A 16,635-nucleotide genomic window follows, 5' to 3' on the forward strand; every position below is an offset into this window, starting at 1 on the left:
CGAGGGCGATGCCTGCAGGTCACGGGACCGCTCGGGAACGCCGTCGTCGATCGCGACACCGACCCGGCCCTGCCGTGCCGGTTCATTGCGATGCGGCGGATGAATCTCATTGGAGTACCCCGACATTGGGAAGCCGGCCGCGCGTCGGCCCGTCCATTCCTGGGCGAATCCTGCCGTGGTGGCCGTGGAGGAGGACTGCCGCGCCGAGCGGGTCGCCCAACTCCGATCGGCATCAAATGTCAACCCGACACGCCAAAGCACTGTTTGTGACGCTCGTCGCAATTGGTTGAAATCTGGGTCACCTGCGACGTTACCTGGTTGTGACCTAATTGCTGCTTGACGGTGACTTGACAGGATGATGACGTCCTTGTCCAAGCGCCCGCGGCACCGTTCGGAGGCCGGATCGACATTCGGTCGAATCTTGGAGCCCGACCCTTGAACGTTTCACGCTCGCGCCATTTCGGTGTCGCCCTCGCCGCAGCCACCCTGATCGCCACCGGAGCCGCAGTCATCGGACCCGGTGGTGTCGCCAACGCCGCCACCGCAGTGCCCGCCGGGTTCTACGGTCCCCTCGACGCCTCCGCGCCCCCTCGGGTCGAGACGCTTCGTGCAGCCAAGCCGGCTCCCGCGGATCCGGCTCCCGCCGAGCCGGCTGCCGCGGCCGAGCCCGCGCCCCAGCCGCCTGCCCCGGCGCCTGCGGGCGTCACCCCCGACGAGCTGGGACGCATCGTGCCCGGCATGCCGGCGGAGAAGATTGCGGAGTATGTCGCTCCCCTGAACGCGGCGATGGAGCGCGGCGGAATCGACAACCCCGTCCGCCAGGCGGCGTTCATCGCGCAGCTCGCCGTCGAATCCGACTCGTTCCGGACCTTCGAGGAGTACGCATCGGGCGGGGCGTACGAGGGTCGGGCCGACCTCGGAAACACCCAGGCGGGCGACGGTGAGCGTTACAAGGGCCGCGGCGCCATCCAGATCACCGGCCGCCACAACTACGAGAGCCTGAGCCAGTTCACGGGCATCGACTTCGTCGCGCACCCCGAGCTCGTCGAGGCGCCGGAGAACGCGTTCACCACCGCGGTCTGGTACTGGCAGTCGAGGGACCTCAACCAGGTTGCCGATTCCGCGGGAATCGTCCGGGTGTCCGAGCTCGTCAACGGTGGTCACCACGCTCTCGAGCGGCGGGTGGCGGACTTCCAGCGTGGTCTGGACGTGCTCATCCGCCCTTAGCGCTCACCGTCCGGTCGTTCCGTGTGGTCTCGTCGGCAAAGGTGCTCGCGGAGAAGGGATCCGGCCGTGGTGCGACAGGCTTCTGCGCGGCGGATGGCCGAGTGTGCAGGTATTTGTGCAGGTGGCGTGGCTTCATCCCGAATCTTGGGACGGCCGAGAAGGGTTCTGATCTCGGTGTGTAACGGGATCTCGACGCCGGTCGATACCCGTGTAGTCCCGCGTTGCAGCCTGACCCCCGACCCGGTTGCAATGCGGGACTACCCATATCCGCGTGTTGGCGTCCGCCTGACTGGACGCCCGACCAACATTTTTCGCCAAAGTTACCGAGGGGCTGAGTCATTCGTGATGACGCCGTCTCGTGGTCCGACGGTGACCAGAGATGGAATCCGACGGTTCCCCGGTCCGGCGACGCGACGAATCTGCAGCCCCATCAGCGTCGCGTTACGCTGGACCTCGGAAAACAGGCGGTTGGCCCAGCGGCAATTCGGTAGGAGGGGCCAGGGTGACGGACGGTAACGGCGGGAGCGGTAGGCATGCGAACGGGCATGTCGCACCCCCGACCGAAGATGGCGGGAAGGTGCCCGGCCATTCCGTCGGCGACGCCGACGGCGCCAAGACGGTTCGCATCGTCCTCGACCCGGGACAGGAAGCCGAGGCCCCGACCGCGCGGATCGAGCGCCAGGAGCAGCCGCAGCCAGACCAGGGTGACGACGCCGGGCCGGACGAAGCCGCGACGATGATCATCCCCGTCGTGCGCCCCGATCAGCAGGCGGATGCGCCGTCGGAGGCCTTCCATGCGCCGGTGCAGGCCTACAGCGATGTGCCGGGAGCCGGCGCGGCCGCCGGACCGTCGGATCCGGTCGACCCCGACACCGTGCTCATGGCAGGGGAGGGCGCCGCGCATCAGTCCGGCCCGCCCGCCGAACCGCGGCAGGAACCCGCCGCGCCCGGACCTCCGCCCGTCCCGCCGGTCGGTCCGCCGAATGGCCCGCAGGACGGCCCCGGGTCGTCGCAGCCCGGGTCGCCGGGCCGATCCCCGCTCGCCAAGATCGCGATCGGCGCCGCGGCGCTGGCCGCGGTCGGGCTCGTCGCATACGGGGCGGACTACGTCCTGTCCGGCGATTCGGTCCCGCGGGGCGTCACGGTGGCCGGTGTCGACGTCGGTGGATTGAGCACCGCCGACGCGGAGGCGAAGCTGCGCGCACAGATCGGGCCGAGGGCCGACCAGCCGGTCCCGGTGCAGGCCGGGGAGGTGCAGACCGAGATCGTGCCGAGCGAGGCGGGCCTCGCCGTCGATTGGTCGGCCACGCTCGACCGGGCCGGCTCCCAGCCGCTGAACCCCGTCACACGGCTGACGTCACTGTTCTCCGAGCGCGAGATCGGCGTCGTCACCACCACGGACCCGGTGAAGCTGACCGAGGCGATCGACGGGATCCGGCTGCAGACCGACCGCGCACCGCTCGAGGGCAACGTCGTGTTCGAGGGCGCGACGCCGATCGCCGTCACGCCCCGACAGGGCCAGAATCTCGACGGACAGGCCGCGGAGACCGCCTTCGCCGAGAACTGGGCGAACGGGGAGAGCGTGGACCTGCCCGTGAGCGTGGTGCCCGTCTCGGTGGGGCAGGACGGCGTGGATCGGGCGATGAGCGAGGTCGCGGTCCCGGCCGTGGCGACGGATCTCGTGGTGACCGGCCGGGACAACAAGTCCGCGGTGCTGCGCCGGGACCAGGTCGGCGGTGTTCTCACCTTTGCGCCCGACGGGAACGGTGGACTCACCCCGCAGTACAACGTCGACGCGGCGATCGGTGTGCTCGCGCCGCAACTCGCAGGCACCGAGGTCCAGCCCAAGGACGCGACGTTCAGCCTGTCCAGCGGCGCGCCAACGGTGGTGCCCGCGGTGACCGGCGACATGATCGAGTGGCGCAAGACCCTCGAGCAGCTGCCCACGCTGCTGGCGCAGACGGGACCGCGCAGCACGGCCGCGGTCTACGAGCAGAAGCAGCCCGCGTTGACCACGGCCGCCGCGGACAAGCTCGGCATCCGGCAGGTCATCGGCGAGTTCACCAGCGGCGGTTTCGAGGCGGCCTCGGGGGTCAACATCCGTCTGGCGGCCAGCGAGATCAACGGCGCCGTCGTCAAGCCGGGGGAGACGTTCTCGCTCAACGGACACACCGGTCCGCGTGGATCGGCAGAGGGCTACGTCGAGTCCGGGGTGATCAACAACGGCCGGCCGGCGAAGGCGGTCGGCGGTGGCATCAGCCAGCTCGCCACCACGCTCTACAACGCCGCCTACTTCGCGGGCATGGAAGACGCGGGCCACACCGAGCACAGCTACTACATCTCCCGCTACCCCGCGGCCAGGGAGGCGACCGTGTTCGAGGGTGCGATCGACCTGAAGTTCAAGAATGACTCGCCGACCGGTGTGCTGATCCAGGCCGTCGGCACCGGATCCGATGTGACGGTGCGGCTCTGGGGCACCAAGACGGTGGACGTGGAGTCCATCCCGGGGGAGCGGTACGCGCCAACCGACCCGAACACCGTGACCCTGCCCAAGGGGCCGGGCTGCATCGCCTCCAGCGGCGCGAAGGGCTTCACCACCAGTGACACCAGGGTGATCACCGATCACGCCACCGGGCAGGAGATCTCGCGCGACACCCGCACGGTCAAGTACGACCCGGTGCCCATCGTCAAATGTGAGTAGCGGCCGCTCAGTCCGAGTGGGTGATCTGCCCGATCGGGGGTCGCTCGCCGCCGAGCAGGCGGCGGTGGGCGTCGTCCAGCTGTCGTTCCGCGCGGGCGTCGACCCAGCGTTGCCCGCCGGGCAGTCGGGCGATGACGCGATGCTTGACGGTGTTCGCAGCGGCCCGCCACACCGGGTACCAGGGCGGCCGCATCGGCACCCGGAGCGCACGCACTCCCGCGGGGCCGAGCAGCGTGGTGGCCAGGCTCAGCCCGCGCTCGTAGTCGTAGGTGCGGCGGACTCGCTGGAAGTTCTTGTGGTGGATCAGCTTCGGCGATTCGATCAGCGACTTGGCAAGAGCGAGGCTGTTCGCGTCTGCCGCCGGTGACGCGGTCCCGATGTGGTAGATCATCCGGCGGCCGCCTGCCTCGGTGAACGGCAGCCAGTGCTCGTCCACGCCCATCAGCCAGCCGACGTAACACCACAGGTGCATCGCGGCGTCGGCGTCCGCCTTTGTGTAGCGCAGGCCGAGAACCCGGGTGTGGATCAGGAAGGTGGTCGAGAACAGTCCGAGGGTGCCCGCCTGGTCGAACTGGTTGATCGGCAGCCCGCGCACGTCGCTGCGCCAGGCGGGGTCGTGCTCGTGATGGTAGTTGAGGAACGCGTGCATCGCCCGCACGTGCACCGTGAGTTTCCAGCCCTCGCCGAAGCGCTCGAGTCCGTCCGGCGCGGTGACCGCGCGCCACCACACGCTGGTCTCGGATACCCGGCGCAGCGTCTGCTCGCCGGTGAGTTTGCCCGATGCCATCAACAGCGGCAGCGGCCCGGAGTTGTTGTAGCCGCCAAGAAGTGAGCCGTAACCGAGGACAAGGGAGGCATCGAGGCCCACCCGGCGCAGCACCCGTGCGCCGTGCGTCAACTTCGCCTCGTCCACCCAGTCGGGGGTCCGGGCCAGCGTCTCGAAGAAGTCCCGCAGCGGGTCCGGCGGATCGGGGATCGAGTCGATGCCGTGTTCGAGGGCCTGGCGGAACATCGGCATCGTCACGATGTGGTCCTCGCGGATCGCCCGGACCAGGGCGTCGGCCGGTTCGTCGCGTTCCATCAGTGCCCGGCCGAGCCGGTCGCGTTCGTCGTCGGTGGGGTCCGGCGCCGCGCCGACGAGCAGGCGCAGGGGCGCCGCGACTCGGCGCGCGGCGATCGGATCCCGCATGAACCGCTGCGGCGCCCGTGCTCCGGTGGTATCCGACAGGCTCTTGGTCACGGTGTGCCCTTCGCTCGGGGGATCCGGTGCCCGCGGATCTGCGTACCGGCCCATGGCCAACATGCAGTATGACAACGCATGTTGTCAATACCTGGTCACGGCCCGGCGCCTGCGGCCCATCCGGCACGGAAACGGCGATGCCGCACACCGTGTCGGTGTGCGGCATCGCCGTTGATCCGGATCGGGCCCGTTTGCGCGGCCGAGCTCGTGCCGTTTAGAACGCGGCCTCGTCGAGCTCCATGATGTCGTTGTCGGTGTTCGCGATGATGGCGCGGTTCGCGGTCAGCTCGGGCAGCACGTTCTTCGCGAAGAAGGACGCGGTCGCGACCTTGCCCTCGTAGAACGACTTGTCCTTGTCGGCGGCACCGGCGTCGAGCGCCTTGATGGCGATCTCGGCCTGCTCCAGCAGACGCCAGCCGATGAGCAGGTCGCCGACCGACATCAGGAAGCGCACGGAACCGAGGCCGACCTTGTACAGCTCGGTGGTCTGCTCCTGGGCGCCCATCAGGAAGCCGGTCAGGGTCGCGGCCATCGTCTGGACGTCCTCGAGCGCGGTGGCGAGCAGGGCACGCTCCGACTTGAGGCGGTTGTCGGCATCCTCGCGCTCGATGAACTTCTTGACCTCGCCCGCCACGTGGGCCAGGGCGACGCCACGGTCGCGGGCGATCTTCCGGAAGAAGAAGTCCTGCGCCTGGATCGCGGTGGTGCCCTCGTACAGCGAGTCGATCTTCGCGTCGCGGATGTACTGCTCGATCGGGTAGTCCTGCAGGAAGCCCGAGCCGCCGAGGGTCTGCAGGCTCTCCGTCAGGTACTGGTAGGCCCGCTCGGAGCCGACGCCCTTGACGATCGGGAGCAGCAGGTCGTTGACGCGGAACGCGAGGTCCTTGTCGGCGCCGGAGACCAGCTGCGCCAGCACCTCGTCCTGGTGCGCGGCGGTGTAGAGGTACACCGAGCGCAGGCCCTCCGCGTACGACTTCTGCATCGCCAGCGCCCGGCGGACGTCCGGGTGGTGGGTGATGGTCACGCGTGGCGCGGCCTTGTCGGTCATCTGGGTCAGGTCGGCACCCTGCACGCGCTCCTTGGCGTACGCCAGCGCGTTGAGGTAGCCGGTCGACAGGGTGGAGATGGCCTTGGTGCCGACCATCATGCGGGCGTGCTCGATGACGTCGAACATCTGGGCGATGCCGTTGTGGACCTCGCCGACCAGCCAGCCCTTGGCGGGGATGCCGTGGCCGCCGAAGGTGAGCTCACAGGTCGCGGAGGCCTTGAGGCCCATCTTGTGCTCGACACCGGTGACGAAGACGCCGTTGCGCTCGCCCAGCTCGTTCTTCTCGAAGTCGAAGTGGGTGTTCGGCACGAAGAACAGGCTCAGACCCTTGGTGCCCGGTCCGGCGCCCTCGGGGCGGGCCAGCACCAGGTGGAAGATGTTCTCGAACAGATCGTCGGAGACCGCCGAGGTGATGAACCGCTTGACGCCCTCGATGTGCCAGCTGCCGTCGTCCTGCTTGACGGCCTTGGTGCGGCCGGCGCCGACGTCCGAGCCCGCGTCCGGCTCGGTCAGCACCATGGTGGCGCCCCAGCCGCGCTCGACGCAGGTCTCGGCCCACTTCTTCTGCTCTTCGGTGCCGTTCTCGAACAGCACGCCCGCGAACGACGGGCCCGCGGCGTACATGAAGGCGGCAGGCTGCGCGCCGAGCAGCATCTCGGCGATGGACCAGACCAGGGCGCGGGGAGCGGCGACGCCGCCGATCTCCTCCTGCAGGCCCATCCGGTACCACTCGCCGTCCCACATGGCCTTGAACGAGGTCTTGAACGACTCGGGCAGCGCGAGTGTGTGGGTCTCGGGATCGAAGACGGGCGGGTTGCGGTCCGCGTCGGCGAACGCCTCGCCGAGCGGGCCCTCGGCCAGCTTGGCGACCTCGCTGAGCATGGTGCGGATCGTGTCCGCGTCCAGGTCGCCCCAGGCGCCCTCGCTCAGCGGCTTCTCGAGACCGAGTACCTCGAAGAGGTTGAACTCCAGGTCACGGACGTTGCTCTTGTAATGGCCCATGTCTTTTTCTCCCGGTGAGACGGTGCGGTCATGCTGTGTCAAGTACCGCCCAAGTAGCTACTCGTCGGTAACTTAGCCGATATTACTCGGCATTCAGTTAGCTGCCAAGATAGGGGCGCCTTCCCACGACCAGCGCATCGATCGCGGTGCCGGTCTCGGTGTGCCGGTGCCGCCGTTCCGCGACTGTGGGGTCCACCGCGTCGCCCAGCTCGTCGACCAGCTCCGTTGGGGTGTATAGGATCTCGATGTCCTGTGGCCCGCCAACGCCATCGGCGATATTGGTGGCGTCGTGCCCGAGGACCAGCAGCGTGCCGCCTGGCCGGAGTGCGGCCGCGGCCCTGCGCAGCAGTTCTGGCCGCTCTTTCGGCGAAAGATGCAGGTAAACGACGAGAACCAGGTCATACTCCTGCCGGAATTCGATCTTCGTCACATCGGCGTGCAGCCACTCGAGTCGTTCGCGCACTGACCGGGGCAGTGGCGCGGCGGCCCTTGCCCCCTTCTCGAGTGCCACCGAGGAGAAGTCCACCGCGGTGACCTGCCAGCCACGAGTGGCCAGCCACAACGCATTTCGGCCCTCGCCGCAGGCGAGATCCAGGGCCCGTCCCGCCGGCAGGGAGGTCGCGAACTCCATGACCACGGCGTTGGCGGGCGCGCCCCAGACCAGTTCGGTGCCCGCGTACTTCTCGTTCCAGTCCTGTGCGTCCATCGCGGTGACGCTAGCCGTGCGCTGCCGGCCGGCGTTCACCGATTGAGGGTGGTGCGCATCAACAGGACGTTGTAGTTGGAGTGCACGGTGGTGAGGAAGTACAGATCGGGCCCGGTGGACCAGGGATGGATGTACGCGCCGTAGGCGGTCGGCAGCTCACGGGCCTCGAGCAGCACCTCCGGCGGGCCCCAGGGGCCGGTGGGTGACGGCGAGCGGCGCATCACCACGGAGTTGAAGTTGTCGGTGGTGAGCATCAGGTACTGGCCGAGGAACTGGTTGTACTGCACCGACAGCTCGGCGACACCGCCGAACACGATGGGCGCGGCCGCGTTCGGGTCGCCCTTCTTCCATTCGTGGCCGTTCCAGTACTCGTAGGCGCCGAGGTCGCGGATCTGCTTCTCCGGCACCCGGGCCAGGTGCACGAGTCCGCCGCGGCCCGGCGGGGTGCCGTATTGGTAGACGAAGCCGCCGTCCTTGACGAACGCGCTCATCTGGAAGTTCCGGTTACCGGCGGTGGCGGGACGGTTGGTCTCGGGGGCGACGGTCCAGTTCTCCCCGTTGTCCGTGGAGAACGCGAGCCCGGAGTAGTTGGTGTCCCACTGGCCCGGCTCGCCCCAGTTCTTGACCGACATCAGCGACATGTACTGGACGCCGTCCACCGCGACACCGGCGGTCGGGATCCTGCTGATCTCGACGAACGGGATCTTCGGGCTGGGGATCAGTTCCTTGGCCTGGCCGAGGAAGTCGCGCGGCGAGCTGTCAAAGCTCATGCCGTCGGCGAGATTTCGATCGGCGCTGCGGAAGAGGGTGTTGCTCCGCCACGACCAGAGGCTTCCGTTCATGAGGTTCGGGATGCCGAGCCCGGCCGAATCGCCGAACGCGGTGAGTACCTCGCCGTTTCCGTTGTCCCACATGATGCCGAGGTCGGTGCCGAGGACGTTGGCATCCTGGGTTCGATTGGGGCTGAGCAGGCCGGTGGCCTGGGCGATGGCCGAGGAGCGGCCGTTCAACACCGGCAGCCCGTTGGTCCCGTTGAGGCCAGGGATCGGGTTCACGGTGTTCGGATCTGCCGCGGCAGGCCCGGCCAGCAGGAGCATCGCCGCCGCCCCGATTGCCGAGACCTGCACCAATCGCTTCGAAGCTCCCATGATCACACCACCCCATCGACGTCCATTGTGACTTTTGGTCATGGAACACGAGTTCCCGTGGCGTGAGCGGCAACGCGCACGCCACGTAGATCCTAATCAGGGTTAGCCGGTATTGCAGGGATTCACCGGGGATACCCTGGATTCATGTTGCCGGTGGTCGACTTCGGCGAACTGACCAGTGTGCGGGGGCGACTGGCGTTGCGCCGGGCGACGCACGAGCTCGGCTTCTTCTACCTGACCGACCACGGCGTGCCGAGGGCTCTGATCGACGAGGTGCTCGGGGTGGCCCACAGGTTCTTCGCGCTGCCGGTCGAGGAGAAGATGTCGATCGAGATGCTCGGCAGTCCGCATTTCCGGGGCTACACGCGGCTCGGTGGAGAGCTCACCGAGGGACGGACCGACTGGCGGGAGCAGATCGACATCGGGCCCGAGCGCGCGGCGATCCCCGGCGCGGTCGGGTACTGGAACCTGCAGGGCCCGAACCGCTGGCCGAGGGCGCTGCCCGAGCTACGGGCGACGATCATCCGCTGGGACGCCGAACTGTCGCGGCTCGGCCTGGAACTGTTGCGGGAGTGGGCGGTCTCGCTCGGGGCGAGTGCCGACGTGTTCGACCCCGCGTTCGCGACGGACCCGGCGACCCTGATCAAGGTGGTGCGCTATCCGGGCCATCGAGTCGGCGAGGGGGCGGAACGGGAGAGCGACCAGGGTGTTGGCGCACACAAGGATTCGGGTGTGCTCACCCTGCTGCTGGTCGAGCCGGGGTCGAGCGGGCTGCAGGTGGAGGGGCGCGGCGGTGACTGGATCGACGCCCCGCCGCTGCCGGGGGCGTTCATCGTGAACATCGGCGAGCTGCTCGAGGTGGCAACCGCGGGATACCTGAGGGCGACCAGGCATCGGGTGCTCTCGGCCCCGGGTTCGCCCGAGCGGATCTCGGTGCCCTACTTCTTCAACCCCGCGCTCGACGCGGTGGTGCCGGTGCTGACCTTGCCCGCGGAGCTGGCCGGCCGGGCGCGCGGGGTCAGCGCAGACCCGGGAAACCCCATCTTCGACACCTACGGCGCGAACGCGTGGAAGAGCAGGGTGCGCGCGCACCCGGACGTGGCGGCCCGCTGGGGGTACACCAGCTGAACCGCGCCGCCGGTACGCGATTGCGTACCGCATCGCCCTTGTGGGCTGGATCACCGTCCAGTTTCTTTGGGCGCTACGGTGTCGAGCGAGGAGAGTTCGTGGGTTTCGCCCGAGCATCCCGAAGCGAAACTTTGAACAAGAGGAGATAGACCATGGGTGCAGTGATCACGAACTCCACCGAAATCCGCAATACCGCCATGCTCGGGCTCGGGGTGCACCGACCCGAGCGCGTGGTGACGAACGAGGAGATCTGCCAGTCGATCGACTCGACCGACGAGTGGATCCAGTCGCGCACGGGGATCAAGGAGCGGCGGTTCGCCAAGGCCTACCCGGAGGAGTCCGTGCTGGACATGTCCGAGTCGGCGGCCCGGTCCGCGCTCGCGGCCGCGGGAGTCGAGCCTGCCGAGCTCGACGTGGTCATCCTGGCCACGTCGACCTACCCGATGCAGACGCCGCAGGGCGCGGCGATCCTCGCCGACATGCTGGGCGCAGGCGGCCCCTCTGCCTTCGACGTCGCCGCCGGGTGCGCGGGCTTCTGCTACGCGCTCGGGGTGGCCTCGGACCTGGTCCGGGCGGGCACCGCGAACAAGGTGCTGGTGGTCGGGGTGGACCGCATGACGGACTCGACCGAGCCCACCGACCGCTCGGTGCGGGCCATCTTCGGTGACGGTGCGGGCGCTGTGGTCGTCGGCGTCTCCGACGAGGTCGGCATCAGCTCGACGGTGTGGGGCTCCGACGGTGCGCAGGGCCGCTCGATCCGGCAGGAGCCGGACTGGGTCGGCTTCGCGCTGAACCCGGAGCAGAAGCGCCCCTGGATCATCATGGAGGGCACCGCCGTCTTCCGGTGGGCGGCATTCGAGATGGGCAAGATCGCCAAGACGGTTCTGGACTGCGCAGGCGTGCGGATCGACCAGATCGACGCGTTCGTGCCGCACCAGGCGAACCTGCGCATCAACGACGTCATCGTCCGGTCGATCGACCTGCCCGAGGGCGTTCCGGTCGCGGACGACATCATCGAGACCGGCAACACCTCGGCGGCGTCGATCCCGCTCGCCATGGAGAAGATGCTGCGCACCGGTCAGGTTCAGGCCGGCGCGACCGCGCTGCTGCTCGGCTTCGGCGCCGGCCTGTCCTACGCAGGCCAGGTCGTCAAGATGCCGGTGCTGGCCGAGAGCTGACAAGGGCGGGACACCCCGCGCCCGGCCGAGGGGGCATCCTCGCGCGAATTCGCGCTTGCGGTGCCCCTTCGCGTCCGCCTGTCAGTTGCCGGTGGTCAGGACCATCCGGAAGCGGGCCTTGCCGGTGAGCATCCGGTCGAAGGCCTGTCCGTCCTCGGCGAGGGGAGCCTCCTCGATCCAGGCCCGCGCCCCGGTCTGCGCGGCTCGCTGACCTGCATCGCCCGGATGGTTGCGGAAGTCATCACGTGTCCTTACTCGAATGAGGTGATGGCCTCTCCAGACTGGCGCATCGGCGGCACCACGAACAGGCCCCGCCGGACGAGAAACGGCGGGGGCGTCACCGGAAGGCGACGCCCCCGCCGTGGGGCGAGCGGTTCGATCAGGAGCCGAAGATGCTGTCTGCCGAGCCGCTACCGCCGCCGGGGGTGCCCACCGCGGTCACGTTGACCACGTGCGCGTCCGACGTGGAGCCCAGGAATCCGGCCGCGCCGCTGTAGACGGCGGTGATGCCGTGCGCGCCGACGGCGCCGAACGCGTGGGACAGCGTCGCGGTGCCGTTGGACAACGGCACCGCGACGCCGATCGCGGTGACGCCGTCGTAGAACTGCACGGTGCCACCCGCCTCGCTCGGTGCCACGGTGGCGGTGAGCGTCACGGCCTGGTTCTGGGTGGCCGGGGTCGGGGCGTCCAGCGTGGTGCTGGTGGTCGCCTCGTTCGGCGCCGGGACGGAGACCGTGACGGTCTTCGCGGCCGCCGTCGAGGGGGCCGAGCCGGGCGCACCGCTGAACGACGCGGTGATCGAGTGGCTGCCCGCCGAGTCGAAGGTGTGCGCCAGCGTGGCCACGCCGCCCGCGACGGTCACCGGTGCGCCGATCGGGGCACCGCCGTCGAGGAACTGCACCGTGCCGCCGGTCGGTGTGGGTGCGACGGTCGCGGCCAGGCCGACCGACACCCCGGTCTTCGCGTGGGTCGGGGTGGTCAGCACCGTGGTCGTGTCGACGGTGGCGACGCCGACCTCGACCGAATGCGGCGCGGAGGTCGAGCCCGCGAACCCGGGAGCGCCGCTGTAGACCGCGGTGATGGCGTGTGCGCCCGCGGTCGCGAAGGTGTGGCTCAGCGTGGCGGTGGCGCCACTGAGGGTGACCGGCCCGCCGATGTTGTCGGCGCCGTCCTTGAACTGGACCGTGCCGCCCGCGGGGGCGGGGCTGACGGTGGCCGTGAGATCAACGGCCGCACCGGTGTTCGCGGTCGTGGGAGCGGCGACCGCGGTCGTGGTCGTCGCGTCCGGTGGGGCGGTGACATTGATCGTGGCCAGCGGTCCCGCACCCGCGTTGAGCGGGACGCCGCTGCCGGGGTCGGTGCCGTTCTTCGGCACGCACCGGGTGGCGGACCAGTAGGACACGGAGAACACCGGGTCCTTCTCCCGGACCAGCGAGGTGAAGAAGTTCTCGTCGGCCTTGTAGTTCGCGGCCGCTCCGGTGGTGCGAATCTTCGGGGTCACCACGGATCCGGCCGGACCGGCCACGGCCGTGATCTCGATGGCAGGCAGCCGGTACGAGGTGTCGCCGGAGCCCGCGGCATTCACGACGATGCCGCCCTCGGCGCCGTCGTTGGTGGTCGGGCCGTTGCCCACGGTCTCGTTGTTGCCGGACAGGCGCAGGATCGTGCCTGCGGCGGAGGGGCTACCGTTCTCGGCCACCCGGGTGACCGTCGGCGCCGATCCGGCCAGGTTGACCCCGGTGCCGGGAACCACGGTGGCGGAGACGAACTGGGCGCCGGCGGGGATCTCGTAGTCGAACTTGATCCGGGACACGCTCGAGCGGATCCGGAGGTTCTCGCCGTTGCGCGCCAGCGTCATCGTCTCGGGCTGGAGCCGGTACGTGAAGGTATCGCCGGTGACGACACTGGCGGGGGCCTCGACGGTCACGCCGGTGCCGATGGACTTGTGGGTGTTGTCCAGCAGGCTCTTGAACTTGCCCCAGCACGCGGCATCGAAGCCGGTGGTGGTGGGCGCCGCGGTGGCCGGGGCCGCCAATAGCAGTGCGCCCGCGGTCAATCCGGCGGCCGCGAGGGCCGCCGCGCCGCGGCGCAGGGTGGGGGATGTCAAAGCAACTCCTGAGGGGGTGGGTCTGAGGAAGGTGATCAGGAACCGAACAGGCTGCCGGCCGATCCGCTGCCACCCGGGGTTCCTGCGGCCGAGGCGGTCACCGCGAAGGTCGCGGACGTGGAGGCCACGAAGCCCGGTGCACCGCTGTAGACGGCGGTGATGCCGTGCTCGCCCGCCGAGGTGAAGGTGTGCGCCAGGATCGCGGTCCCGTTCACCACGGTCACCGGTCCGCCGATCGGGGTGGTGCCGTCCATGAACTGGACGGTGCCGCCCGCCGGGGAGGGGGTGACCGTCGCGGACAGGTCGATCGCCGTGTTGACGGTGGCCGTGCTCAGCGCGGTCACCTTGGTCACCGTGGCCACGTCGGTGGGCGCCGGGGCGTTGACCTCGATGGTCTGCGAGGCGGAGTTCGATCCCAGGAATCCGGCGCTGCCGGAGAAGGACGCGCTGATGTTGCGGTGCCCGGTGGTGGTGAAGGTGTGCGCAAGGGTGGCGACGCCGCCCACGACCTCGACGGGTGCGCCGATCGGGGTGTTGTCGGCCTTGAACTGGACGGTGCCCCCGCTCGGGGCGGGCGCGATCGTCGCGGACAGGCCGACGGCGGAGCCCGTGGTCGCGGTGGCGGGGACGGTCAGGGTGACGGCGGTGGCGACGTCGACGGGGGCCGGGCCCTGGACGTCGACTGTCGCGGCCGCGGAGGTGGAACCGGTGAAGCCGGTCGCGCCGCTGTAGATCGCGGTGATGGCATGGGCGCCCGCGGTGGCAAAGGTGTGGCTGCGGGTGGCGTTGCCGCCGGTGAGGTTGACCGGTGCGCCGATGTTGGTGTCGCCGTCCTTGAACTGGACGGTGCCGCCGCTGGGGGCGGGCGCGACGGCCGCGGTGAGGTCGATCGCGGTGCCGGTGGTCGCGGTGCCGGGCGCGGTCAGGGTCGTGGCGGTGGTCACGGCGGCCGCGACGACGTTGACGGTGGCCAGCGGTCCGCCGCCGGCGTTGAGCGCTCCACCGCTGCTGTCCTTGGGCACGCAGCGGGTGGGCGCCCACACGGTGCCGACGAACGGGGCGCTGGCCTTCGCCAGGGAGGTGCTGTAGTTCTCGTCGCTGTTGTAGGCGGCCGCGTTCCCGCCCACCCGCAGCTTCGGGGTGATGGTGCCTGCGGACCCGGCGACGACAGTGACGTCCACGGCGGGCAGCTGGAAGACGCTGTTGCCGCCGGAATTGTTGGTGCCGTCGAGGTTCTTCTTCAGCTTGGGGGCGGTGATGCCGCCCTCGCTGTTGCCACTGGACGAGGGGCCGTTTCCGATGGTCTGGTTGTTGCCGGAGAGACGCAGGATCGGGCCTGCGGCGTCGACGGTGCCGGAGGTGTTCACCCGAAGCACGTTCGGGGCGACCCCGCCGAGGTTGGCACCGGTGCCTGCCGCCACGACGGCGTTCACGAACGACGAGTTCGCGGGGATCTCGAAGTCGAACTTCAGCCGCGACAGTCCGGCGGTGGTGCCACCCGACTGGGAGTCCGGATAGGAGCCGGGGCCGGGCTGGATCCGGTAGGTGAACGTGTCGCCGGGAGCGACGCTCGCGGGCGCGGTCACCGAGGCCGACGCCGCCACCACCTGGTGTTGCGGACCGGCGAGCGAGGTCGACGGCGTGGCCTGGCAGGCGGTCTGGAAGTTGACGGTGCCGGCGTGCGCGGGCCCGCCGATGAGGGCGAGCCCGGCGGTCAGGGCGAGGACGCCGACGGGCGCCACGGAGCGGCGCAGGGTTGAGCGAGGCATGGTGACCCGGTCTTTCGGAGAGGGGGGTGAGACCAAAGATCCGAGTAGAGCACAACCGGGCCGGTGTGGTTACGAGAATGAGGGAATTGATTGAACGCTTTTTAAGATTCCTGTTCGGGGGATTTCGGCCTGTTCACGAGCGGTCTGTCTGCGTGTCAGATCAGGGCGCAAATTTCCCGACGGCGTCGAGGTTGGCGAACAGTTCACCCGCACTGACGAGGTTGGCGCCGGCGGTCTGGTTGAAGACCTGCGCGAAATAGGGGGAGAAGCGGAACGGCCAGTAGGTGGGGCCGATCCCGCCACCGTGCGGCGTCATGACCGTCGGCATCATCTCACCCACGTTGTAGGTGGCGACCATCCTCTCGCCCTGGGCGACCCCGTTGATCTTCACGGTCGCGTAGGCGCCGTCCATCCGCAGCCAGATGTTCTCGGCCGCAACAGAGTTCCCGGTCTTGCTGACGAACTTCGGCCCGCCGGGGTAGTACACGCCCATGCACGCGTCGATGTGGTTGGTGTGCGAGCCGATCGGCAGATAGAGACCGGTCTTCGCGGGCTTGGCCTGGAACGGCGTGATGCCCTCGACCGCGATCTCGTTGTCGTTCAGCAGCCCGACGATTTGCGGGGGGAAATCGAAATTGGCATATCCGAACGGCGTGAAGTACGGCATTCTCATGCACTCGGTCTGAGCGGTCGCCACGGGTGCGTGAAGAGATAGCGCCAGAACCAGGATGATCACCCCACCGACCGCTCCTACAAACGCACGCAAGATTCGCATCTCTGCTCCAATCCTCGGGTTTGTTCGCCGTGGCACCGGGCGAGAAGTAGCGCCAATCAGCGCCAAAAGCCTCAGATGATAGATTATGCGCCCCGAGTCTGGCATTGAATCGCCATTTTGCGGCCGAGATCACACGGGGTCGACGAGCGAGGACATCGTCGGGAGGGAGGCGCGGGCCGCTGGGGACGGCGAGTCCCGCGCTTGGGGCGAACGCGCCGAAGGGCGCCTCCGTAAACGGAGACGCCCTTCGGAAGGTCTGACAGGTCGCGCCGTGTGGCGCGCGCCCGGAGACTAAGTCGCTTTAGACGGTGCGAACGCCGGTGGCCTGGGGGCCCTTCTGGCCCTGGCCGATCTCGAACTCCACGCGCTGGCCCTCGTCGAGGGACTTGAAGCCGCTGCCCTGGATCTCGGAGTAGTGAACGAACACGTCGGGTCCGTCACCGTCCTGCTCGATGAAACCGAAACCCTTTTCGCCGTTGAACCACTTCACGGTGCCCTGTGCCACGTTATTACTCCTGTTACTGCGAGCCGGATCCTCAGGTCGAGAACCCTGGTCTCACGGTAAGGATGCCACCTCGATGCCGCTGCGTCCACAGCGGGCTGTAC

General features: G+C 69.0%; 12 protein-coding genes. 4 read left to right on the forward strand and 8 right to left on the reverse strand.

The features are described 5' to 3' along the window. The first annotated feature begins 435 nt into the window (after positions 1-435). Together JOE46_RS19950 and JOE46_RS19955 are read left to right on the forward strand one after the other, a co-directional pair. Complete coding sequence (locus JOE46_RS19950; protein ID WP_097213849.1) at positions 436-1,227, forward strand: glycoside hydrolase family 19 protein; 792 nt, start codon at positions 436-438, stop codon at positions 1,225-1,227. A 577-nt stretch (positions 1,228-1,804) separates the two neighbouring features. Further along, a complete protein-coding gene (locus tag JOE46_RS19955; protein ID WP_257017777.1) occupies positions 1,805-3,928 on the forward strand; it encodes a VanW family protein in 2,124 nt (707 codons plus the stop codon). Positions 3,929-3,935: 7 nt separating this feature from the next. Here the strand turns inward: JOE46_RS19955 and JOE46_RS19960 are convergent, their stop codons facing one another. The 4 genes from JOE46_RS19960 to JOE46_RS19975 all read right to left on the reverse strand — a co-directional run bounded on the left by JOE46_RS19960 (position 3,936) and on the right by JOE46_RS19975 (position 9,072). Continuing rightward, positions 3,936-5,168, reverse strand: coding sequence for an oxygenase MpaB family protein (locus tag JOE46_RS19960; RefSeq protein WP_257017778.1), 1,233 nt, complete (start codon positions 5,166-5,168; stop codon positions 3,936-3,938). 214 nt (positions 5,169-5,382) lie between these two features. Further along, on the reverse strand, positions 5,383-7,218 hold the full coding sequence (locus JOE46_RS19965) for an acyl-CoA dehydrogenase (protein WP_097213851.1): 1,836 nt from the start codon (positions 7,216-7,218) through the stop codon (positions 5,383-5,385). Positions 7,219-7,315: 97 nt separating this feature from the next. After that, positions 7,316-7,924 carry a methyltransferase domain-containing protein gene (locus tag JOE46_RS19970; RefSeq protein WP_097213888.1) on the reverse strand — a complete coding sequence of 203 codons (609 nt, stop codon included), beginning with the start codon at positions 7,922-7,924 and terminating at the stop codon, positions 7,316-7,318. Positions 7,925-7,959: 35 nt separating this feature from the next. Then, complete coding sequence (locus tag JOE46_RS19975; protein WP_209928227.1) at positions 7,960-9,072, reverse strand: DUF4185 domain-containing protein; 1,113 nt, start codon at positions 9,070-9,072, stop codon at positions 7,960-7,962. Between the two features lie 144 nt (positions 9,073-9,216). Between JOE46_RS19975 and JOE46_RS19980 the strand changes: the two genes are divergently transcribed. Beyond that, the gene (locus tag JOE46_RS19980; protein ID WP_097213853.1) at positions 9,217-10,200 is read left to right on the forward strand and encodes an isopenicillin N synthase family oxygenase; all 984 of its coding nucleotides are present in this window, start codon (positions 9,217-9,219) and stop codon (positions 10,198-10,200) included. A gap of 152 nt (positions 10,201-10,352) precedes the next feature. Then, entirely contained in the window at positions 10,353-11,378 is a 1,026-nt protein-coding gene (locus JOE46_RS19985) for a beta-ketoacyl-ACP synthase III (RefSeq protein ID WP_097213854.1), read from the forward strand. A gap of 379 nt (positions 11,379-11,757) precedes the next feature. Here JOE46_RS19985 and JOE46_RS19990 read toward each other — a convergent pair whose 3' ends face one another. The 4 genes from JOE46_RS19990 to JOE46_RS20005 form a co-directional block, all read right to left on the reverse strand. After that, the gene (locus tag JOE46_RS19990; protein WP_097213855.1) at positions 11,758-13,485 is read right to left on the reverse strand and encodes an Ig-like domain-containing protein; all 1,728 of its coding nucleotides are present in this window, start codon (positions 13,483-13,485) and stop codon (positions 11,758-11,760) included. Positions 13,486-13,520: 35 nt separating this feature from the next. Continuing rightward, positions 13,521-15,254: an Ig-like domain-containing protein gene (locus tag JOE46_RS19995; protein WP_209928228.1), complete on the reverse strand. Its 1,734-nt coding sequence runs from the start codon at positions 15,252-15,254 to the stop codon at positions 13,521-13,523. A gap of 160 nt (positions 15,255-15,414) precedes the next feature. Next, positions 15,415-15,927, reverse strand: a complete 513-nt coding sequence (locus JOE46_RS20000) for a hypothetical protein (protein WP_245221119.1) — start codon at positions 15,925-15,927, stop codon at positions 15,415-15,417. A 403-nt stretch (positions 15,928-16,330) separates the two neighbouring features. Further along, positions 16,331-16,534 carry a cold-shock protein gene (locus JOE46_RS20005; protein WP_027502787.1) on the reverse strand — a complete coding sequence of 68 codons (204 nt, stop codon included), beginning with the start codon at positions 16,532-16,534 and terminating at the stop codon, positions 16,331-16,333. Between the last annotated feature and the right edge of the window lie 101 nt (positions 16,535-16,635).

This window comes from Rhodococcus sp. PvR099 (assembly GCF_017833315.1).
Lineage (GTDB): Bacteria > Actinomycetota > Actinomycetes > Mycobacteriales > Mycobacteriaceae > Rhodococcus_G > Rhodococcus_G oryzae.